Consider the following 20818-nt stretch of genomic DNA (forward strand, 5'->3'; position numbering starts at 1 on the left):
TAATTGTCTAACTTTTTGGGGTCAGTACATTTCTTGTCCTTTTTATGTGCTCAAAAACAGGATAACTGTCCACAATAAAAAGCTTTCAAAAAAAACAAGATTTCGGTTTTCAGAAACTAAAAAACATGGTAGAATAGAATGTATTGAAGTAAATAAAACTGGAGGATTAGTCATGATCGATGTTATTGACTTAAACAAAGTATTCGATAACGGCTTTGAAGCATTGAAGTCAGTAAATTTCTCAATTGAACAAGGAGATTTAGTATGTTTACTAGGTCCTAGTGGATGCGGGAAATCAACAATTTTAAATTTAATCGCGGGATTATTATCACCTACTGGGGGAGACATCCAATTTAAAGGAGAGTCAGTTGTTACGACAGAACCAAAAGACCGTAACATTGGATTCGTATTCCAAAACTATGCGTTATATCCGCATATGACAGTGTTAGAGAACATTATGTTCCCATTAACTGTTGGGAAAAATAAAATTTCTAAAGAAGAAGCTCAAAAAATTGCAGAAGAATATATGCAATTAACGAACATTGAAGAGTTAGCAGGTAAAAAACCTGGTACTTTATCAGGGGGACAACAACAACGTGTGGCCATCACTCGTGCACTTGTTCAAAAACCTGAAGTGCTCTTACTAGATGAGCCGTTAAGTAACTTGGATGCTCGTTTACGTTTGAAAATCCGTGAAGAAATCCGTCGTCTTGTAAAAGAAGTAGGAATCACAACAATCTTCGTAACGCACGACCAAGAAGAAGCATTATCTATCTCAGATAAAATCATTCTTTTAAACGAAGGGTACATTCAACAACATGATGACCCACAAAACTTATACCTAGAACCAAGTAACTTATTTGTTGCGAAATTCATCGGTAACCCAATCATCAATATTACAGAAGTGGAAATTAAAGACGGTGTGATTACTCACCCATCATTCAACTTACCAACTTCTGAATTATCACAAGACCGCAAACGTCAAGAATTAGCAGATGGACATTACTTTTTAGGAATGCGTCCAGAAGACGTAGTTCCAGCTGCTGAAGGAGAAGGTTTATTCTCTACAACGATCAGTGGAGTTGAGTTAATCGGACGTGAACGTATTCTTCACTTCCCATTAGGCGAACAATACTTGAAATCAATCGTAAGTGTGGAACATAAGATTGAAGAAGGAGACACACTTGCATTTAACATTCTAAAACACAAAATCTTCTTATTTGATAAAGATGGAGCGCGTGTTTACTAATGAAAAAATATAATCCAGAAAACCAACCTAAAGCTTGGTTCTTCCTTCTCCCATCTTTAGGAGTGATTCTCTTATTTAATATTTATCCATTACTTCGTTCGTTCTGGATGAGTTTCCAAAAAGGGTCACTATTAAAATTACAATATACAGGTTTGGACAATTACCAAAAAGTAATCTCAGATCCAGTTTTCCATAAAGCACTTATGAACACTGCATTATATGCATTCGCGGTTGTACCCGTTGCGCTACTGATTTCAGTGGTCGTTGCGTGGATTATTTTTGAGAAGATTAAACATAAGAGTTTCTTTGAAACTATCTTCTTCATGCCATATGTTACAAGTACAATCGCTATCGGGATTGTATTCCGTTACTTCTTCAATGGAGACTACGGGATTATCAATTTCTTCTTAGGTTTGATTGGTATTCCAGCTGTTAACTGGCTTGATAATGTAAATATGAGCATGCCAACATTAATTATTTTTGGGGTATGGACAAGTTTAGCGTTCAATATCATTATTTTGTTAGCAGGGTTAAGAAACATCGATTCAGAGCATTTCAAAATTGCAAAAATGTTTGGTGCAACAGATCGTGAAATCTTCTGGCGTATTACTTTCCCTCAATTAGTACCTACAATTGCCTTCTTATCCACAGTAAACTTAATTGGGGCATTCAAAGTGTATACTCAAGTTTATGCGTTGTTCGGAGGAAGTGCTGGTACAGCCAACTCAGCAACAACTGCTGTGTACTATATTTACGATAAATTCCATGTGGCAGGAAGACCAGGGGTTGCCATGGCAGCAACTGTAATCTTATTTGCAATCATTCTTTTTGCAACATTCCTCCAAAACAAATTCCTAAGAAAGGCGGAGGGATAAGATGAAAAAAGTATTTAATGGATTTTCGGTTGCGCTATTAATTTTCTTAGCGTTAATTACAGTATTCCCATTTATTTATATGATTATGACTGGGTTAATGACGTACGCAGAAGCAACAAGCATTCCGCCATCATTTATTCCTAGTTCATTCCAATTTAGTAACTACCTAGAAGTATTTAGCCGTGCGCCGTTCTTACGTTACTTTGGAAACACATTATTCGTGTCTCTATTTACAACAGTGGCTACGGTCACTACTTCGTTACTAGCAGCCTTTGCTGTCACAAGCTTACAGTTCAAAGGAAAAAATATTGTAATGATGATTTTAGTTTCATTATTAATGGTTCCGTATGAATCAATCATCTTTACAAACTACCAAACAATCGCTCAATTAGGGTTGTTAAACACTTATATTGCGTTAATCATTCCGTTTTTAACAAGTATCTTCTATATTTACTACTTAAACGGATACTTAAAAGGAATCCCAAGTACATTCTACAAGGCTGCTAAAATTGACGGTGCCAGTGATTTGGAATATATCCGTCGCATTTTAGTGCCAATGTGTAAACCAGCATTGGTAACAGTAGGGATTTTAACATTTATCCAAAGCTGGAATTCATTCCTATGGCCATTATTGGTTACAAATACGAAAGAATTCCGTCTATTGAACAATGGTCTTTCTGCCTTCACAACAGAAGCCGGAAGTGACGTTCACCTACAAATGGCCGCTGCTACTTTAACGGTTATCCCTATTCTGTTAATTTACTTCGTATTCCGAAAAGAAATTATTAGAGGGGTAGCGAAGAATGGTATCAAAGGATAAAACAACGATTACCTTTCATAGTGGAATTTTAACCATTGGTGGGACTGTCATTGAAGTTGCTTATAAAGATAGCCATATCTTTTTCGACTTTGGAACAGAATTCCTCCCAAAATTAGAATTGACCGATGAATCGGTACAAACGCTCGTAAATCATAGAGTCATTCCACATTTAAAAAATGTTTATGATGCAAGAATTCCTTACAAATATGAAGGAGATGAAGATAAAGACTACGCCAATACGGCTGTCTTTATCTCACATGCGCATCTAGACCATACGAGAATGTTGAATTATTTAGACCCAAATATTCCTTTATATACATTGAAGGAAACGAAAATGATTGTGAACTCGCTCAATCGGAACGGAGTATTCTTGCTTCCATCACCATTTGAAGACGAGTCATTTACAAGAGACATGATTGGCTTAGATGCTGGTGATGTGATTAAAGTGGGAGAAATCGAAGTAGAAATCGTTCGTGTAGACCATGATGCATACGGGGCTGCTGCTTTAATCATCAAAACACCAGGCCACCATATTACGTATACCGGTGATTTAAGACTTCATGGGCATAATGCCGAAGATACGATTGAGTTTTGTAAAAAAGCAAAACATACGGACATTTTAATGATGGAAGGAGTCTCTATCAGTTTTGGTGACCGTCCAGCAGAAGTGGAAGCTTTCAAACCGGAGACTGAGGAAGATGTGATTCGTCAGATTGCTTTTCTAGAAAAAGAAAATCCACATCGACAAATTACCTTTAATGGATATCCAGCAAATGTTCGTCGTTTTGAGAAAATCGTCGAAGGAACAAGCCGTACTGTTGTTCTTGAAGCAACAATGGCAGCACTTCTTAAAGAAGTCTTCCAAAAAGAAGCCCATTACTACTATCGTGAAGGGGCGCCTCGACTAGAAGAACTAGATCCAGCATTAGAAATTCCATACGAAACGTTATTAAAGGATACTTCAGAGTACTTATGGCAAGTGGTGGATCATTTTGATCGCTTGCAAGAGGGAAGCTTATACATTCATAGTGATGCACAGCCTCTAGGAGACTTTGATCCGAACTATCAACCGTTTCTGGACTTATTGGCGGAAAAAAACATTGAGTTTATTCGCCTTGCTTGCTCAGGTCACGCAAAACCGGAAGATTTAGACCGAATTATTGCGATGATTGAGCCTAAGTGTTTGATTCCAATCCATACGTTAAAACCAGAACTTTTGGAAAATCCGTATGGCAAAAGAATATTGCCGTATCGCGGCGAAAAAATTGTGTTGTAAAAACTATATAACAAAAGGAGAAGAAAAATGAAATTCAAATCTTTAGTAAAAGCGACACTAGCAACAGCATCAGTTGTAGCGTTAACAGCATGTGGAGCTAACTCATCAAACGGCTCACAACAAGCTGAAACTAAAAAAGATATCGTAACAGAGGTTAAATCAGAAACAACAATCACTTTCTGGCATGCCATGAACGGTCAGCTTGAAAAAGCTCTTCAAAAATTAACAGAAGACTTCATGAAAGCTAACCCAAATATTAAAGTAGAGTTACAAAACCAATCTACTTATAAAGATTTACAAGCTAAAATCAACTCAACTTTAACTTCACCAAAAGATTTACCAACAATCACTCAAGCATATCCTAACTGGTTATTCAATGCTGCGAGTCAAGATTCGTTAGTAGATTTCAAACCATATATTGAAAACGAAACAATCGGATTCAAGAAAGGTGAAGAAATTCGTTCAGACTTAATGGAAGGTGCTCGAATCAACGGAGTACAATACGGTATCCCATTCAACAAATCTACAGAAGTATTATTCTACAATGCAGATTTATTAAAAGAATACGGTGTTAAAGTTCCAACTACTTTAGATGAATTAAAAGAAGCCGCTAAAACAATTTACGAAAAATCAAACCACGAAGTTGTGGGTGCTGGTTTCGACTCATTAAATAACTACTATGCAATTGGTATGAAGAACAAAGGCGTTGACTTCACTAAAGAATTAGACTTCACAAGTGATGCTTCAAAAGAAGTTGTTAAATACTATGCAGACGGAATTCGTGACGGATACTTCCGTACAGCTGGTTCAGATAAATACTTATCAGGACCATTCCAAAACAAAAAAGTAGCAATGTATGTTGGTTCAACAGCTGGTGAATCATTTGTAGCTAAAGGTGCTAAAGAAGCTGGATACGAATACGGTGTAGCTCCACGTCCTGATAAATTCAACTTACAACAAGGTACTGACATTTACATGTTCGAAGGTTCTACTACTGAAGAACAACGTACAGCAGCATTCTTATACTTGAAATTCTTATCTTCAGCTGAATCTCAATTATACTGGGCACAAAAAACAGGTTACATGCCAACAGTTGCTTCAGTGTTAGAAAAAGATGAATACAAGAAATCAGGTTCTAAAGTTCCTGCTATCTTAGCAGATGCTACTAAGAACTTATTCTCAATTCCTGTAGTTGAAAACTCAGATCCTGCATATGCTGAAGTTCGTACGATTCTAGAAAAAATCTTTGCAACTCAAAATGGCAATGTGGATCAATTAATTCAAGATTCTAAAGCGCAATTTGATGCTGCGTGGAATCAATAATCACATATAAGTTCATTCACAACACAATCACAACGAAAGCCTAGGGAATTTTCCTCAGGCTTTTTGTGTGGACATAATTAGTGCTGGGCGTGTATTGCCCCTTCGGGGGAGGCTTTTAGGGGTATTGGGTGAGAGGAGAGATTGCTTTAGAAACAGTCGGTTTTTGATGTTGAAAGAGAATTAGTGAGCCACCGACTCGAGCCGCCTGTCTCTCGTCTTTGAAGCCTCAAAGAGACACTAACGAATAAAATCGTAAGTGTCTCTAATTCGCATTCAATGGATGTTCTCACTAATCTTTCAACAAAACCGCTGTTTCTATCGCAATGGACGTTTTTGGTATACACCTAAAAGCCTCCTGAGGGGAATTCCACACAACAAAGCTGAGGAAAGTTGTGTGGCGTTCTTTAGATTGTGTTCCTCATTCACGACGGACCGGTGCAGGATGGGATGAGTGTCTTTTATGGAGAGTATGTTATAATGGGGCGATAGGAGAGGTGAGTAGGATGCGTTATGTACTTTTATTAAGAGGCATCAATGTTGGAGGAAAAAATAAAGTCGTAATGAGTGAGCTGAAGGAACTATTAAAGAGTGAAGGCTTCAGCGAAGTAGATTCGTACATTAATAGTGGGAATTTATTTTTTACAAGTAGAGAGAGTATGGAAAAATCGTTTTGAAAGTCGAAAAATTATTAGAAAAGAATTATGACTTCTCGACTCCGTTTGTGTTACTTTCAAAAGAAACTTATTTAGAAGAAATTGCAAATCTTCCAGAGTGGTGGAACGAAGAATTTGCTAGAAAAGATATTTTGTTTTATTCTCAGGGGACAAATTCGGATGAGGTCGTTGAATTTGCAAAAAATTCTGAGCTTTATAATGAAAAAGTGTATATCGGAAAGAATGCAGTCTTTTGGGCTAAGATTGATGAAGGGGAGTTTTTGAAGACGACTTATCATAAGAAGTTGTTGAAGCAACCTTTTTATAAGACGATTACCATTCGAAACGGCAAGACCTTTGATAAAATTGCAGAACTACTGCAAAAAGAACAGTAATGTTTATAGAAGTAAAATAGTTTGAAAACAGTAAGTCGATGAATTTACTGTTTTTTTATTTAAAATGGAAGAAAAATCGTAACGCAAGTCAGATATGGAGTAGAAGGAAGTGCCTTTATGACGGGGCTTTTTTATGGTACAATAATCTGTGAATTTGTAGAAAGTAGAGGCGCATTATGGAAATAAAAATTATTGAAACAAGTGATATGCATGGGTATGTATTGCCAACGAATTATACTGAAAGAAACTTGGATTTAGGATTCAGTACCGCAAAGGCTGCGACGGTTATTCAACGATTAAAACAAGAAGCAAAAGGGCCAGTAATCCAAATTGAAAATGGAGACTTTATTCAAGGGTCGCCTTTAAGCTATTATGTACGTAAAAATGATGCAAAAGTAGCAGCAGATTTAACAAAAGTATTAAATTACTTAGGTTATGATTTAGGAATTCTAGGGAACCACGAGTTCAACTATGGGCTAGACTACTTAAGAGAAGCGATTGCGTCTTATAACCATCCAATTCTTTGCGCGAACATTTTAACAAAAGACGGTAAGCCTGCCTTTGGGGAGCCATACAAGGTGTTTGAAAAAGAAGGTGTAAAAGTCGCTGTTCTAGGGATTACAACGCCCTATATTCCAAATTGGGAACAACCTGCAACGGTGAAAGATTTAGTATTCGTGAGCGCGTTAGAAACAGCGAAGAAGTACGTTCCAGAAATGCGTAAAGTGGCGGATGTTGTTGTGGTAACTTACCACGGCGGGTTTGAATGCGACCTTTCATGTGGGGATCCAACCGAACTATTAACGGGAGAAAACGAAGGGTATGCGATTGCGACTCAAGTAGAAGGAATCGATGCCTTAGTGACTGGACACCAACACCGTGTGATTGCACAAAAAGTGAATGGGATTCCAGTGATTCAACCGGGATACCGCGGAGCATATGTGGGTGAAATCAGCCTAGAAGTAGAAAAAGTAGACGGGAAGTATACTGTTGTTTCAAGCGAAGCAAAACTTCACCCAACTGAAGAAGTTCCAGCAGATCCTAAAGTTGTAGAAATGTTTAGCGACTTACAAGCAGAAGTGGAAGATTGGCTAGACACAACTGTTGGAACAGTAGTCGGGGATATGACGATTAAAGATCCTCACGAAGCGCGTTTAAAAGAACATCCATATGTTGAGTTCATTAACAAAGTTCAAATGGATGCCAGTGGTGCGGATATTTCAGGAACGGCGTTATTTAATAATGATGGACGTGGGTTTAATTCTGAAATTCGCATGCGTGACGTGATTACAAACTACATTTATCCAAATACATTAGCTGTTCTAAAAGTGAGCGGGGCGGACTTGAAAGCGGCTCTTGAACGAGTAGCTACTTATTTCATTGTTGAAAATGGAAAGGCAGTCTTCAATCCTAAATATGTGGAGCCAAAACCTCAATTCTACAACTATGATATGTATGAAGGAATCGAGTACACTTTAGACTTTACAAGACCATTTGGAGACCGTGTCACACGTTTAGACTATCATGGAAAACCAGTTCAACCGGCTGATGAATTAGAAGTGGTGGCAAATCAATATCGTGCAGTCGGTGGCGGAAACTATAGTATGTTTAAGCCGGAGAAGATTGTGCGTGAGGTGCAGATTGACATGACGGAGCTCATTGCGGAATACTTGCGCAAACATCCAGTCATCGAAGCAACCGTCAACAACAACTTTAAGACTGTGGTGGAATAAAAAATATGAAAAAGCTACGCTTTATTTTCGGATAAACACATAGTAGCCATAATAGCTGTACCGGATTGAGCCAAGGTCTCAGTCCTATCGAGCCTCAAACGGATGGTAGGAAATGAATTTCCAACCATCCATAATTCGCATCGATTACTCATCGCTATAATGGTTACTATGTTATCCGAAACCGCGTAGCTTTTTTTGTGTGTCTTAACGTTGTTGTGTTGCTTCGATGAAGTGAGTGCAAGTATTCCTTCATTCGAAATGAGGGAAATCTTATAACTTGTAGCTTAGGAATTCTAATCTTGGATATTAAATATTGTTGATAGATGGGGAAGACAGGAGAGGGTCTAGAATAATGAAAAGTGTTTATGATGATATATTGTGTTTTTTGTGAAGTGTGATAAGATTAAAGCAACAAACTCAACAAGAGAGGAGTTCTGTATGATAGTGAAAAGATTTATTAAATTTAGTTTATTGGGGGTATTGTTAATGATTCTTTTTGGGTGTAGCGGAAGAAATAGTAGAGCATACTTAGAGGACAGAATAGGGAATCAAATTAGTCGAGTGTATCCAACGAAAAACTTGGAAGATTTATTTGAGCAATTTCCTAATGGTTTTTTGATTGAACAATCTTATCTGTTTGAAGATAGAATTATTGATTTTGAATTAGAAGGAATTGAAAAAGGAAAACCTTTAGAAGGAACAATAAAACAAATAAATAGAAAAAGTGGAGCTGAGGAAGAGAAAATTCCAGTCAAGTATTATGAGGGGAAATTCTTGTATGACAACGAAGAAGCAGCAAGAAAACTTTTACCAGTAGAAAAATTTTTATTCCAAAAGATGACATTGAATAAAGAAATTCTTTCGAAATTTAAACTGAAGAAAACCCATTACAATGATAATAATGGTAGCTTTGATTTAGAATATGTCGGTAAGAATGAACAAATAAACCAATTTCTTGATTTGGATAACCAACAACAAGTCACATTGGGATTCCATGGCAGCAATGCGAATAGAGGTTATTACTACTCACTTTCAGTTGAGGTAGGTAGTAATTTAATATTTATAGAGCGAATTAGTGACTAATGCAGGAGGTAAGTTATGGGGAGAGTTCAAGAAACTGGAAGTTTGATACCTTCTTTAGATGGTTCTAATCTTTCATATGAATTTGAAAAAGACAGAGTTGCTAATCCAAAAGAACAAGATATCTCTGTTGTAATTAAAAGAGTGAACTTAAACAAAAAAATTCCAGAGAATTTAGAATATCTTGATGATTTTTATGATAAGGTAACAGGGACAAGTGGAACGGCTTTTCGTGACAAAAATACTGGTAAGATAATTGTTTCTTATACTGGGACCAATCTGGATGGGAATGCAGGGGAAGATATTTATGCCGATGCTTCAGGTATTTTCTTAGGAACAGGGTTTCACTATCCGCCTGCATTCAAATTCTATGAAAAACTAGCAGAAAAATATGGTGCTGAGAATTTAATTCCAACTGGTCATTCTCTTGGTGGGAACGTCGCAATGCGTGTTGCGCTTAGGTACAATTCTAAGATGGCCATAGTCTATAATTCAGCTCCGCTTTATATGAAAGGGATTCAAATAAAAATTAGTCCCATAGTTTCTCAAAATATTAATCAAATAAATGAGGATATTGCGAACTATACTGGTAGAATTGTTCGTATCGTTGCAAAAAATGATCCGTTAACAAACATTAGTGAAAATTCCAATGGCGTATTTGTAGGAGATAAATTTACTCTGCCAATTTTGAGTGAACATGGATTAGACCCTATTGTGGAAAATGATGAACAAGTTGCAAATATATTACGAATTATTAATACAGAAGAACAATTGGTTTCGACAATAGAAATGGTAAGTAGTAGGATGCAATCTCTAAAGAAGAAAAAAAGATCCTTTGCCAATTCTAATTCTATTAGCCTCGAAGGGGTAACAAGTTCTCAATTGATTTATCTAGATGCAATGCAAGCGAAAATTCTTTCAGAGGGATTAATTAATGTGTCAACTTCATCGTTAGAACTAATAGAACATTCGGGGGAAGGGACTCAATATAAAGCACAGAGTTTGTATGATTCTTTAACAAATTCTAATTTAGGATTGAGTCTAAGTCCAGATGAATTATTATCAGCCTTTGCAGAAGCAGGAGTTCATTATGACTCGATTGTTGGTGAAATTTCTCGTCGTTGTAGTGACAAGGAAAAAGAAGTCCGAAATATTGTGGATGCATTTAATAGATTAAAAACTAATCTTGATACTGGCATTCAGGCTTTGATTGAAAAAGATAAAGAATTAGAAAATATGTTTACATTAGAAGGATAACCAGTGATGAATGATAAAGATGAAGTAGTCATAAAAATGAAAGAAGCCTATTTGAGATTAGATGATATAAAAGATAAGTTTAATAAAGAAAAAAAGAAACTTGAAAATGAGTTGAGTGAATTAATGGATTTTGAAAAATCTATTTCTAGATGGTTAGAAGATAAATATGACAGAGTTATTTATGATTTAAAAAAAGATAATGAAGATAGTGAAGAAGAGTTAAATAGATTAAAACAAATTTTTAATGCCTACTCTGAAGCTAATAAGAACCAATTTGTACTCAGAAGACAAGCTGTCGAAAATAATGTTGATGATTTATATGTTCGTTATAGAGAAACGATTCGTGTGCAAGAAATGCAAATTGAAGAATTACAAAACAAATTTCGAAAGCTAAATACTGAAGAATAATAAGAGGAGAAAAAATGTTTAGATTTTCTGATGAAGCAGAACGTACTATGAATCAAATATATAATCAATTTCCAGGTGATGTATATCATGGACTTCCGACACTAGCTAAAGTATTTGATAAACTATTAGTGCGCTTAATTTACGCACCTAGGAGAATAGAAATAAGAAATCGCTATTTAGAAGAATATAATATTGCTCTTTCAAAGATTGGAGAAAAAGCAAATCAAGAAATCCGTAAAATCAATTCAGAAATTGATGAAGAAATTAAAGGGCAATTTTCAAAGGCTATTACTCAATCCATTGAGCACGAAAACGAGAAATGGTTAAGATTATAGAATGTCAATAAAATGTTAATTGAAGAGTAAGAAAGGAATTAAGCGACTTTGCTTAATTCTTTTTCTTTACATTTTAAAGTTTTGTTATAGATAGGAATAGTATTTGTGAAATTGGAAATGAGATTTTGATAAGGGTGTATCGTTTCGTTTGTAAAGTATGATATGATTAAAACAAAAGGTCATGTAGAGAGGATCCGAGTATGAAAGGAAAAAAGGTATTTTATATTGCAATGTTTTTTGCGATAATCTTTGTGTTGTTTCGATGTGAAGGAAGAGATAGCCGAGAATATTTGGAAGAGCGAATTGGGATTCCAATCAGTCGAGTGTATCCAACGAAAAACTTAGAAGATTTATTTGAGCAGTTTCCTAATGGGTTTACGATTTATCAATCTTACCGTTTGGAAGGTAAATTCATTGATATAGAATTAGACGGGGTTGAGAAGGGGAAACCAATAGAGGGAACAATAAAACAAATCGATATAAAAAGTGGCGCTGAGGAAAAGACAATCGCAGTTACGTATGATAAAGGAAAGTATTCATATGATAATGAAGAAGAGGCGAGAAAGCTTTGGCCATTAGAAAAGTTTTTATTCCAAGAAATGACATTGAATACAGACATTCTTTCGAAATTTAAGCTAAAGGATACTTACTACAACGGTAATAACGGTAGCTTTGAAATAGAATATGTTGTTAAGAATGAACAAATAAATGAGTTCCTTGGACTAGAAAAGAAACAACAAGTCACATTAGGCTTACACGGTAGCAATGCAAATAAGAGATACTACTACACGCTGTCAGTCAAGTTAGATAGTGGCTTTACATTTAGGGAACGAATTGAAGAGTAAGAAGGGAATTAAGCAACTTCGCTTAATTCTTTTTTGTTGCAAAGTTTAGGATTTTGTTAGGGAATGTGGTGGTGAAGGTGGGATATGGTATGATGAAGGCATTGAATTGCAAAGTGAGGTTTTGTGTGTGAAGTTAAAGAAATGGTCGTGGATTGGGCTATTGATGTTATGCGTGACGTTATTAGTGGGATGCGTGGATCACACAAGTCGTGGGTATCTTGAAGAGCTTTCTGGGAAAGAATTGAGCCGGGTTTATCCAACAGAAAATATTGAAGAATTATTTGAGCAGTTTCCGAATGGATTTACTGTGAGTCAGTCGCGTGTCGTAGGGGACTCAACGGTATTTGTTTATCTTAAGGCGAAGGAAAAAGGAAAACCATTTATCGGTACGATGAAGCAAATCAATTCTAAAACTAAGGAAGAGGAAATCAGTCAGACGTTCCAATATGTGGATGGCAAGTTTGTTTTTGAAAATGAGGAAGAAGCTAAAAAACTCTGGCCACAAGGGAAGTTCTTATTTCAGGAATTGCAATTGAATCAAGAGATGTTACGAAAGGCAAAATTGCATTCGAATCATTATACGAATAGAGAAGAAAGTCCTACAGGAGATAACTCATTTTATCTAGAATATAATATTCAGCTTCCAGTGGTTAATCGAATTTTGGGGATAGACGAATCGCAACCGATAGATTTTTCTATTTTCGGGCACGATGAGTCCAAAGGTTTTTTATATGAAATTGGAGTGCACCAAGATAATATAACGACTTTATGGGAAATGATACGAGAAATTAGGTAAGAGGAAAGTCGATGGTTTTCTGAGAATTAGAAAGATGTTACAATAAAAGCGAGGTGAGTATATGCAAACAATTATGATTGTAGAAGATGAAAAAGTCATTCGTGATGCGGTGGTATCCGAGTTAGAAAAATGGAATTATGAAGTTGTCGCTGTAGAAGATTTTTCTCAGGTATATACTCAATTTTTATCTGTGAATCCGCAGTTGGTCATTCTCGATATTACATTGCCGTTTTTTAATGGTTATTATTGGTGCCAAGAGATTCGTAAAGTCTCTCAAGTGCCCATCATGTTTTTATCCTCTCACGATCAACCGATGGACATTGTGATGTCGATTAATATGGGTGCAGATGACTATATGACAAAACCGTTTGAACCCAGTGTTCTTGTAGCAAAGATTCAAGGAATGATGCGTAGAAGTTATGAATTTGTACAGCAGAAAGACTGGATAGAGTATAAAGGTGCAACCCTTCAATTAGCAAGCACAAAAGTAGGTTTTAATGGAGAGGAAATGGATCTCTCTAAAAATGAATTAATTGTTCTAAGAGTCTTGTTTGAGAAACAAGGGGATATCGCAACTAGAGAAGAGTTGATGAATCAACTGTGGAATAGTGATTTATTTGTAGATGATAATACACTTTCAGTGACAGTTGCGAGACTTCGTAAAAAGCTGGCTGAAATTGGTTTAGCAAATCTCATCACGACTAAAAAGGGAATTGGGTATGGAATGGCGGAAGAAATTCAATGATGACAAAAAAAGATTTTAGTATTCAATGGCTCAAGTCACACCATACTTTAATGATTTCGTTTGGATGTATCGAAGTGTTTTCGGCGATATTTGCATTGGTGTTTAACTGGAGCAGTACAGGAGCTTTTTACTATTTATTTTTATTAGGATTGTTCCTATGCTTTATTTTGTTTATTTTGCTCTGGCATGGCTGGAGAAAATATAAAAGCATGGTGAAAGCTTTGAATCAGCAAGCGAGATCCTTGGAAGAAGAATTTTCTCCTATGATCCATCTTCTCTTTGAAAAGAATCAAGATTTAACGCAAGAAATGCAGCAGTTAAAGACCAAAATGCAACAAAGTAGAAAAGAAGATATTGATTATTACACGCTTTGGGCGCACCAGATTAAAACGAGTATTGCGTCCAGTCAACTCTTAATTCGGAACCTTCCTCAAACTGCAGAAAAGTCCATGTTGGAACAAGAGTTGGTGCGAATTACAGCCTACACGGAATTGGCGCTTCACTATGTACGGATGGAAACTTTCCATAGAGATTTGGATTTACAAAAAGTGAAGCTGGATGAAATACTACATCCTGTCATCAAAAAATACGCCACATTCTTCATTCATAAGAAGTTGAAATTACAATATATTCCTATTGATGAAGTAGTCGTAACGGATAAGAAATGGCTAGGGGTCATTGTGGAGCAAGTATTGTCCAATGCGGTTAAGTATACTCCGGATGGGGGAAGGATTGAGATGACTTTCGATAAGGATGTACTAACCATTAAAGATACAGGAATTGGAATTGCCTCTCATGATCAAACTCGAATTTTTGAAAGAGGATTTAGTGGATTTAATGGAAGAGTCAATCATCAATCGACTGGACTAGGGCTCTATTTATCTAGTGAAATTGCAAAGAAATTAGGAGTTACTTTAAGCGTCGATTCTACTGTTGGAGAAGGAACCGCGATTCATATTCAGATTCCTAAAGAAGGTTTACAAGTCAAAGATTAGAGAAGGGAAAAGTATCCCTTCTTTTTTATTTTGTGTTCTTCGTGCAATGGGAAATTTCATAAACATTAACGATGACACGCCCGGATATGTTATAATTAAAAAGGTTATTATATCTGATAAAAGATAGGAGAATGACAATGACAGTAGATCAATTAGAATTAGTCGTCATTACAGGAATGAGCGGTGCAGGAAAAACCGTTGCTATGCAAAGTTTTGAAGATATGGGATATTTCTGTGTCGATAATATGCCGCCAAGTTTATTACCAAAATTCTGGGAATTAGTGAAAGAATCAGGAAAAATTACAAAGATTGCGCTCGTAATCGATTTACGTTCTCGTGCGTTCTTTGATGAAATCATGTCCGCAATCGCTGGACTAGATAATACTTCCTTTATTACCACAAAAATTTTATTTTTAGAAGCGAGTGATGATGCTTTAGTCTCTCGTTATAAAGAAACTAGAAGAACTCATCCATTAGCTGGGGAAGGGCGTATTTATGATGGAATTATTGCGGAGCGTCGTTTACTACAAGATATTAAGACTCGCTCGCAAAAAGTCATTGATACAACGAATTTATCTCCTCGTCAGTTACGTGAAGAAATCATGCAAGCTTTCTCTAATGGACAAGAGGGCGTATTTACGATTCAAGTGATGTCCTTTGGATTTAAATATGGATTACCAATTGATGCGGATGTGGTGATGGATGTTCGTTTCTTACCAAACCCACACTATATTCCAGAGTTACGTCCTTTGACAGGATTAGATGAACCGGTTTATGACTATGTAATGAGTCAGCCAGAAGCGAAGACGTTCTATCATAAATTGATGGACTTACTGGACTTCTCAATTCCGGGTTACAAGAAAGAAGGAAAATCAAGCGTAACAATTGCGATTGGATGTACAGGTGGACAACACCGTTCGGTAGCTTTTGCTGAACGAATTGGCCGTGAATTATTATCCGACTCTTATAATGTGAAAATTTCTCATCGTGACAAAGATCGTCGTAAAGAAGGGAATGGACGCTCATGATGTTTGAGGTAACACCAAACCCTCCGAGGAAGAAAAAGGGTCCAAAAATTACCGTAATTGGAGGAGGAACGGGACTGCCTGTTCTCCTTAGAAACCTCCGAAAGCGTGATGCAGAAGTCACTGCAATCGTGACAGTTGCCGATGATGGCGGAAGTTCAGGAGTCATCAGGGACTACATGAACGTTGTCCCACCAGGAGATATTCGAAATTGTATGATTGCTCTTTCGCCAATGAATCCTCTGCAAAAAGAAATCTTCCAATACCGTTTCAATTCTGATGATCAATTCTTTGCAGGGCATGCGATTGGGAACTTAATTATTGCAGCATTAACGGAAATGCGAGGGAATAATATTTTTGATGCCATCCGTTTACTATCTCGAATGATGGCGGTCGAAGGACATGTTTATCCTGCGGCAGAAGAACCTTTATTACTTCGTGCGGAGTTTAAAGATGGCACGATTGTAGACGGGGAATCTAAATTAGTGAAATTACGCAAAGAAATTAAAAAGGTTTCGGTTCACTGTTATGATGAAAATCGCCAGTTAGACGAACACCGAACTCCAGAGGCGGCCAGAGAAGTGATTAATGCTATTATGGAAGCCGATATGGTCGTGTTAGGACCTGGAAGTTTATACACGAGTATTTTACCCAACCTCATGATTAGTGATATTGGTGAAGCAGTCTGTGAAACGAATGCAGAAGTAGTGTATATTTGTAACATCATGACCCAATTAGGGGAGACCGAGCAATTTACGGATGCCGATCATGTTCGAGTGTTACATGAACATTTAGGAACGAATTTTATTGATACGGTTCTAGTGAACACAGAGGAAGTTCCGGAAGAATATTTAAGCCAACAAAAGAATGAAGAATATCTTTATCAGGTAAAATATGACTTCCAAGGATTAAGAGACCAAGGATGTCGTGTTATTTCATCAGACTTTATTCGTCTTCGTGAAAATGGCGTATACCATGACGGAGAAAAAGTAATTGATGAATTATTCCGTCTCTTACAAAGTGCAAAAACTGAAAATAATTAAGGAGAAGGAGCCAAGGCTTGTCTTTTGGCTCCTTCGCTATGACAAAAAGAGAAAGGAGGAACAACCGAGTGACCTTATTATCTTTTGCTGCAGAAACAAAACAAGAGTTAACACAGCTTGAAGTGCAATATGATTATTCCAAATACGAATTAGCAGCGCTTATTCGAATGAATGGTGCGGTTGGGATTTTAAATCGACAATTAATCTTAAATATTCAGACGGAAAATGCAGCCATTGCTAGACGTATTTATATTTTATTGAAGAAGTATTATCAAGTTGAGAGTGAACTCTTGGTTCGACGCAAAATGAAACTAAAGAAAAATAATGTTTATATTGTACGTCTGAAACATGGAACGGAAGAAATTTTAGAAGATTTGAATATCAAATCGAGCGGATTATTCAATATGCGCGTTCCGGAAAATATTAGAGATGATGAAGAAAAAATGCGTGCTTATCTTCGGGGCGCTTTTCTAGCAGGAGGCTCTATTAATGATCCAAAGACGAGCCGTTATCATCTAGAAATCTACTCTATTTATGAAGAACACAATGATGATATTTGCCAGATGATGAATGCTTTTGGATTGAATGCTAGAACGATTGAGCGTCGAAAAGGATATATCACTTATTTAAAAGAAGCAGAGAAAATTGCGGACTTTTTAGCGGTGATTCATGCATCAAACGCGATGCTTCATTTTGAAGATATTCGTATTATTCGAGATATGAGAAATACGGCTAACCGCCTAGTGAATTGTGAAAATGCAAATATCAATAAGGTGGTCAATGCCGCAACTCGTCAAATTGAGGAGATTCAATATATCGAAGATACGGTAGGGTTAGATTCCTTGCCTGATAAATTATCCGAAATCGCAAAAATCCGATTAGAAAATCCAGAAATCAGTTTGAAAGAATTAGGGGAAATGCTGCCTTCTGGAGCAATCTCAAAATCAGGAGTGAATCATAGACTTCGAAAAATATCGGAATTTGCTCAAAACCTAAAAGAAGAAAAATCCAATTAAAAGGAGGAAACGTAGCTAACTATAGAAAAACTATAGGAGGTAGGTTCCATGAACTTAGTATCTTTAATTGGTCGTGTTGTCAAAGAGGTAGAAGTACAACAGCTTCAACCTTCAGGAAAGAGTGTGTTTAATAATACAATTGCGGTGCAAAATGTATATCGAAACAACGATGATTCTTATCATTCACACTTCATTCAAGTGGTCGCTTGGGGTAAAATTGCAGAACGGATTGGCAAGTTTGTCAAAAAGGGGGACCGGATTGGTGTGGAGGGAAGACTGAATACGCGTCGCTATACGAACAAGAATCATCAAGAAGTCTACGTTACCGAAGTCGTTATTGAACAAGTTTATTTTTTAGAAAGAAAGCACGAAACTGAGGAGATAGAATCTCCGTTTGAAGATCCGCAAAGTCTTTTTGTGGAATAGCGTTAAGGAGAAAAATTCCTTCGCGTAATAGATTAGAATGAAGGAGTTTTTCAGTGATTATTTTAATAAATGGAGTAGCTATTGCAGTAGGGGCGATTGTGGGAGTATTTCTCAGAAATATTATCGCAGAGCGTTTTTCCCAACATATTATGCAAGGCTTAGCTCTTTGTGTATTTTTAGTAGGAATAAAAGGAGCCATTCAAATTCCTAGTAGTATGATTATGATTTTATCGCTCGTTTGTGGAGCGCTTGTGGGTGAAGGGATTCAAATGGAGGAACGGGTTCGCAAATTTGCGGATTGGCTTCAAGAGAAAACTTCAAAAGGAAAAGAGACAAATGTCAATTTAGGAGAAGGATTTGTCGCTGCGGTGATGATTTTCTGTGTAGGAGCCCTGGCTACAATGGGGTCGATTCAACTAGGATTGACTGGAGAGCCTAGTTTGCTTCAGACTAAATCCATTTTAGATGGGATTACTTCGATATTTCTTGCTGCAACTGAAGGGATTGGCGTTGGCCTATCATCTGTAGCTGTTATTGCATATGAGTTAATTCTAGTAGGATTATCGCAATTCGTAGCACCTTATTTAAGTGAGACAGTCACAGTTTCTATGTCAGCAGTGGGGTCTTTACTGTTAGTGGGCTTAGCAATGAATCTTTTAGGGATTACAAAGATAAAAGTCCTTAATTTCTTGCCCGCTATTTTCATGCCTATTATAATCGTGCCCATTTTAACGATGTTTTAATGGAAAAAACTGAGTCGATTTTATCGACTCAGTTTTCCTTTTGATTAGTTATTTTCTGCTTCTAGTTTTTCAAAAGCATCGTTTAGGATGGATTTCAATGTTCTTGCAGATAAGTTCATTTTCTCTTGTTCAGAGTCTGCTAGAGGGATTTCGATGATTTGACGAATCCCTTCACGACCGATAACGGCTGGAGCTCCGATATAAATATCATCTTGTCCATATTGACCTTCAAGATATACGGATAATGGGAAAATCGCTTGTTCATTATTTAAGATGGCTTTTGTAATACGTGCTAGAGTAGCACCGATACCGTAGTAAGTCGCACCTTTTTTAGCGATAATTTCGTAAGCTGCATCACGCACTTGGAAGAATACTTCGACTAATTTTTCTTCATCTACATGTGGATTTTGACGAACCCATTCATAGATTTGTAAACCACCGACGTTTGTATGAGACCAAACTGGGAATTCAGTATCTCCGTGTTCACCCATGATATATCCGTGGACATTACGAGCGTCAACGCCTACTAATTCAGCGATTGTTTGACGGAAACGAGCACTATCTAAAGAAGTACCAGAACCAATAACGCGTTCTTTTGGAAGTCCAGAGAATTTCCAAGTTGCATAAGTTAAGATATCCACTGGGTTTGAAGCCATTAGGAAGATTCCATCAAATCCACTAGCCATAATAGAATCTACAATGTTTTTCAAAATCTTTAAGTTTTTAGAGACTAAATCCAAGCGAGTTTCGCCTGGTTTTTGAGCTGCTCCAGCAGTAATACATACAATATCTGCATCGTGGCAGTCTTCGTATGTCGCTGCATAAATCTTTTTAGGGGCATTGAAAGCTAAGGCATGTGATAAGTCTAACGCATCGCCTTCTGTTTTTTCGAAATTGATATCAATGATTCCGAGTTCTTCCGCAATCCCCTGTAATACAAGAGCGTAAGCGTAACTAGAACCAACGGCACCGTCACCGACTAAAATTACTTTATTACCATGTTTTTGAGATTTTTCCATGTTCATACCTCCTAAAAAATTAGTAATGGAATATCCATAAATAAGTATAGCACGATTTTCTGAAAATTGATTTTCATAAGGCCTTTATTATGACAAATAATACATAAAAAACACAATTTCGTGAAAAAGTGAATTAATAACGGGAAGTTGTAGGGGTATGGTATAATAGCAAAATAGAAGAAAAAAGAATAGGTGAAAGTATGAAATTAGTCGTTGGTCTAGGAAATCCTGGAGCAAAGTATAAAGGGACCAGACATAATGTCGGATTCATGACAATGGACGAAGTGGCCTATCAAGAAAAGTTTGATTTTGATAAAGCTCTTTTTGATGCAGTATTTGCACAGGTGCAAATGGGCGGAGAAAAAGTCATCTTCATGAAGCCGTTGACGTTTATGAATTTATCAGGTGAAGCGATTCGACCATTGATGAATTATTTTAAAATTGAAATTGAAAATCTTTTAGTCGTTTATGATGATATGGATTTACCAGTCGGGAAAATTCGCCTTCGTCAAAAAGGTAGCGCTGGTGGCCATAATGGGATGAAGAGTATTATTTCCTGCCTCGGAACAAGTGAGTTTAACAGAATTAAGGTTGGGGTTGGCCGTCCTAAAGAGGGACGTACTGTTGTAGGACATGTGCTCAACCGTTTTGAAAAAGAGGAAGAAGAGGACATTATTTTTGCGGTGCAAAAGAGTGTTGATGCGATTCGTTCGTGGATTGATACGGATGATTTTGTTAAAACCATGAATCAATTTAATTAA

Annotated in this window: 23 protein-coding genes; 22 read left to right on the top strand and 1 reads right to left on the bottom strand. The window is 36.8% G+C overall.

Annotation, left to right across the window (positions count from 1 at the left end; translation table 11 throughout):
• Positions 1-172: 172 nt before the first annotated feature.
• From HMPREF3103_RS00520 to HMPREF3103_RS00615, 21 genes are all read left to right on the top strand, one after another.
• Complete coding sequence (locus HMPREF3103_RS00520) at positions 173-1249, top strand: ABC transporter ATP-binding protein (protein WP_070436784.1); 1077 nt, start codon at positions 173-175, stop codon at positions 1247-1249.
• Positions 1249-2124: a carbohydrate ABC transporter permease gene (locus tag HMPREF3103_RS00525; RefSeq protein WP_070436786.1), complete on the top strand. Its 876-nt coding sequence runs from the start codon at positions 1249-1251 to the stop codon at positions 2122-2124. Before HMPREF3103_RS00520 ends, HMPREF3103_RS00525 begins: the two co-directional genes overlap by 1 nt.
• Position 2125: 1 nt before the next feature.
• Positions 2126-2944 carry a carbohydrate ABC transporter permease gene (locus HMPREF3103_RS00530; RefSeq protein ID WP_005606183.1) on the top strand — a complete coding sequence of 273 codons (819 nt, stop codon included), beginning with the start codon at positions 2126-2128 and terminating at the stop codon, positions 2942-2944.
• Complete coding sequence (locus HMPREF3103_RS00535; RefSeq protein ID WP_070436788.1) at positions 2928-4220, top strand: MBL fold metallo-hydrolase; 1293 nt, start codon at positions 2928-2930, stop codon at positions 4218-4220. The genes HMPREF3103_RS00530 and HMPREF3103_RS00535 overlap by 17 nt, the downstream gene beginning before the upstream one ends.
• A 27-nt stretch (positions 4221-4247) precedes the next feature.
• A complete protein-coding gene (locus HMPREF3103_RS00540) occupies positions 4248-5543 on the top strand; it encodes an extracellular solute-binding protein (RefSeq protein WP_070436790.1) in 1296 nt (431 codons plus the stop codon).
• Positions 5544-6103: 560 nt separating this feature from the next.
• A complete protein-coding gene (locus HMPREF3103_RS09720; protein ID WP_371440374.1) occupies positions 6104-6217 on the top strand; it encodes a DUF1697 domain-containing protein in 114 nt (37 codons plus the stop codon).
• Positions 6214-6591 (top strand): DUF1697 domain-containing protein, encoded by a 378-nt coding sequence (locus tag HMPREF3103_RS00545; RefSeq protein WP_371440373.1) that lies wholly within the window; start codon positions 6214-6216, stop codon positions 6589-6591. The genes HMPREF3103_RS09720 and HMPREF3103_RS00545 overlap by 4 nt, the downstream gene beginning before the upstream one ends.
• A 176-nt stretch (positions 6592-6767) precedes the next feature.
• Complete coding sequence (locus HMPREF3103_RS00550) at positions 6768-8324, top strand: bifunctional metallophosphatase/5'-nucleotidase (protein WP_070436793.1); 1557 nt, start codon at positions 6768-6770, stop codon at positions 8322-8324.
• A gap of 438 nt (positions 8325-8762) precedes the next feature.
• A complete protein-coding gene (locus HMPREF3103_RS00555) occupies positions 8763-9407 on the top strand; it encodes a hypothetical protein (protein WP_070436795.1) in 645 nt (214 codons plus the stop codon).
• 15 nt (positions 9408-9422) lie between these two features.
• Positions 9423-10661, top strand: a complete 1239-nt coding sequence (locus HMPREF3103_RS00560) for a Tle-like phospholipase domain-containing protein (protein WP_070436797.1) — start codon at positions 9423-9425, stop codon at positions 10659-10661.
• 6 nt (positions 10662-10667) lie between these two features.
• A complete protein-coding gene (locus HMPREF3103_RS00565) occupies positions 10668-11069 on the top strand; it encodes a hypothetical protein (protein WP_070436799.1) in 402 nt (133 codons plus the stop codon).
• A 14-nt stretch (positions 11070-11083) separates the two neighbouring features.
• On the top strand, positions 11084-11404 hold the full coding sequence (locus HMPREF3103_RS00570; protein ID WP_070436801.1) for a hypothetical protein: 321 nt from the start codon (positions 11084-11086) through the stop codon (positions 11402-11404).
• Positions 11405-11604: 200 nt separating this feature from the next.
• Positions 11605-12249 carry a hypothetical protein gene (locus HMPREF3103_RS00575; protein WP_083278675.1) on the top strand — a complete coding sequence of 215 codons (645 nt, stop codon included), beginning with the start codon at positions 11605-11607 and terminating at the stop codon, positions 12247-12249.
• Between the two features lie 127 nt (positions 12250-12376).
• On the top strand, positions 12377-13045 hold the full coding sequence (locus HMPREF3103_RS00580; protein ID WP_070436803.1) for an adenosine kinase family protein: 669 nt from the start codon (positions 12377-12379) through the stop codon (positions 13043-13045).
• A gap of 61 nt (positions 13046-13106) precedes the next feature.
• Complete coding sequence (locus HMPREF3103_RS00585; protein WP_070436804.1) at positions 13107-13790, top strand: response regulator transcription factor; 684 nt, start codon at positions 13107-13109, stop codon at positions 13788-13790.
• Positions 13787-14785 (top strand): sensor histidine kinase, encoded by a 999-nt coding sequence (locus HMPREF3103_RS00590; protein ID WP_070436806.1) that lies wholly within the window; start codon positions 13787-13789, stop codon positions 14783-14785. The genes HMPREF3103_RS00585 and HMPREF3103_RS00590 overlap by 4 nt, the downstream gene beginning before the upstream one ends.
• Positions 14786-14916: 131 nt before the next feature.
• A complete protein-coding gene (gene rapZ, locus HMPREF3103_RS00595; RefSeq protein WP_005606151.1) occupies positions 14917-15813 on the top strand; it encodes an RNase adapter RapZ in 897 nt (298 codons plus the stop codon).
• Positions 15810-16853 (top strand): gluconeogenesis factor YvcK family protein, encoded by a 1044-nt coding sequence (gene yvcK, locus HMPREF3103_RS00600; protein WP_082160243.1) that lies wholly within the window; start codon positions 15810-15812, stop codon positions 16851-16853. The genes rapZ and yvcK overlap by 4 nt, the downstream gene beginning before the upstream one ends.
• A 68-nt stretch (positions 16854-16921) precedes the next feature.
• The gene (whiA, locus tag HMPREF3103_RS00605; protein ID WP_305793936.1) at positions 16922-17869 is read left to right on the top strand and encodes a DNA-binding protein WhiA; all 948 of its coding nucleotides are present in this window, start codon (positions 16922-16924) and stop codon (positions 17867-17869) included.
• A gap of 48 nt (positions 17870-17917) precedes the next feature.
• Positions 17918-18295: a single-stranded DNA-binding protein gene (locus tag HMPREF3103_RS00610; protein ID WP_049554848.1), complete on the top strand. Its 378-nt coding sequence runs from the start codon at positions 17918-17920 to the stop codon at positions 18293-18295.
• Positions 18296-18348: 53 nt separating this feature from the next.
• Complete coding sequence (locus HMPREF3103_RS00615) at positions 18349-19038, top strand: DUF554 domain-containing protein (RefSeq protein WP_070436811.1); 690 nt, start codon at positions 18349-18351, stop codon at positions 19036-19038.
• Positions 19039-19082: 44 nt separating this feature from the next.
• Here HMPREF3103_RS00615 and HMPREF3103_RS00620 read toward each other — a convergent pair whose 3' ends face one another.
• On the bottom strand, positions 19083-20057 hold the full coding sequence (locus HMPREF3103_RS00620) for an L-lactate dehydrogenase (RefSeq protein ID WP_049554846.1): 975 nt from the start codon (positions 20055-20057) through the stop codon (positions 19083-19085).
• A 200-nt stretch (positions 20058-20257) separates the two neighbouring features.
• Between HMPREF3103_RS00620 and pth the strand changes: the two genes are divergently transcribed.
• Complete coding sequence (gene pth, locus HMPREF3103_RS00625; protein ID WP_070436813.1) at positions 20258-20818, top strand: aminoacyl-tRNA hydrolase; 561 nt, start codon at positions 20258-20260, stop codon at positions 20816-20818.

The sequence above is a fragment of the Granulicatella sp. HMSC30F09 genome, from assembly GCF_001806915.1.
GTDB lineage: Bacteria > Bacillota > Bacilli > Lactobacillales > Aerococcaceae > Granulicatella > Granulicatella adiacens.

Excerpts from the sequence above, each read along its gene's own strand:
- HMPREF3103_RS00555 (WP_070436795.1), top strand. The coding sequence starts at position 8,763 with ATGATAGTGAAAAGATTTATTAAATTTAGTTTATTGGGGGTATTGTTA.
- HMPREF3103_RS00525 (WP_070436786.1), top strand. The coding sequence starts at position 1,249 with ATGAAAAAATATAATCCAGAAAACCAACCTAAAGCTTGGTTCTTCCTT.
- rapZ (WP_005606151.1), top strand. The coding sequence starts at position 14,917 with ATGACAATGACAGTAGATCAATTAGAATTAGTCGTCATTACAGGAATG.
- pth (WP_070436813.1), top strand. The coding sequence starts at position 20,258 with ATGAAATTAGTCGTTGGTCTAGGAAATCCTGGAGCAAAGTATAAAGGG.
- HMPREF3103_RS00535 (WP_070436788.1), top strand. The coding sequence starts at position 2,928 with ATGGTATCAAAGGATAAAACAACGATTACCTTTCATAGTGGAATTTTA.
- HMPREF3103_RS00530 (WP_005606183.1), top strand. The coding sequence starts at position 2,126 with ATGAAAAAAGTATTTAATGGATTTTCGGTTGCGCTATTAATTTTCTTA.
- HMPREF3103_RS00560 (WP_070436797.1), top strand. The coding sequence starts at position 9,423 with ATGGGGAGAGTTCAAGAAACTGGAAGTTTGATACCTTCTTTAGATGGT.
- HMPREF3103_RS00590 (WP_070436806.1), top strand. The coding sequence starts at position 13,787 with ATGATGACAAAAAAAGATTTTAGTATTCAATGGCTCAAGTCACACCAT.
- HMPREF3103_RS00570 (WP_070436801.1), top strand. The coding sequence starts at position 11,084 with ATGTTTAGATTTTCTGATGAAGCAGAACGTACTATGAATCAAATATAT.
- HMPREF3103_RS00520 (WP_070436784.1), top strand. The coding sequence starts at position 173 with ATGATCGATGTTATTGACTTAAACAAAGTATTCGATAACGGCTTTGAA.
- HMPREF3103_RS00620 (WP_049554846.1), bottom strand. The coding sequence starts at position 20,057 with ATGGAAAAATCTCAAAAACATGGTAATAAAGTAATTTTAGTCGGTGAC.
- HMPREF3103_RS00565 (WP_070436799.1), top strand. The coding sequence starts at position 10,668 with ATGAATGATAAAGATGAAGTAGTCATAAAAATGAAAGAAGCCTATTTG.
- HMPREF3103_RS00540 (WP_070436790.1), top strand. The coding sequence starts at position 4,248 with ATGAAATTCAAATCTTTAGTAAAAGCGACACTAGCAACAGCATCAGTT.
- yvcK (WP_082160243.1), top strand. The coding sequence starts at position 15,810 with ATGATGTTTGAGGTAACACCAAACCCTCCGAGGAAGAAAAAGGGTCCA.
- HMPREF3103_RS00550 (WP_070436793.1), top strand. The coding sequence starts at position 6,768 with ATGGAAATAAAAATTATTGAAACAAGTGATATGCATGGGTATGTATTG.
- HMPREF3103_RS00585 (WP_070436804.1), top strand. The coding sequence starts at position 13,107 with ATGCAAACAATTATGATTGTAGAAGATGAAAAAGTCATTCGTGATGCG.
- HMPREF3103_RS00575 (WP_083278675.1), top strand. The coding sequence starts at position 11,605 with ATGAAAGGAAAAAAGGTATTTTATATTGCAATGTTTTTTGCGATAATC.
- HMPREF3103_RS00610 (WP_049554848.1), top strand. The coding sequence starts at position 17,918 with ATGAACTTAGTATCTTTAATTGGTCGTGTTGTCAAAGAGGTAGAAGTA.
- HMPREF3103_RS09720 (WP_371440374.1), top strand. The coding sequence starts at position 6,104 with ATGAGTGAGCTGAAGGAACTATTAAAGAGTGAAGGCTTCAGCGAAGTA.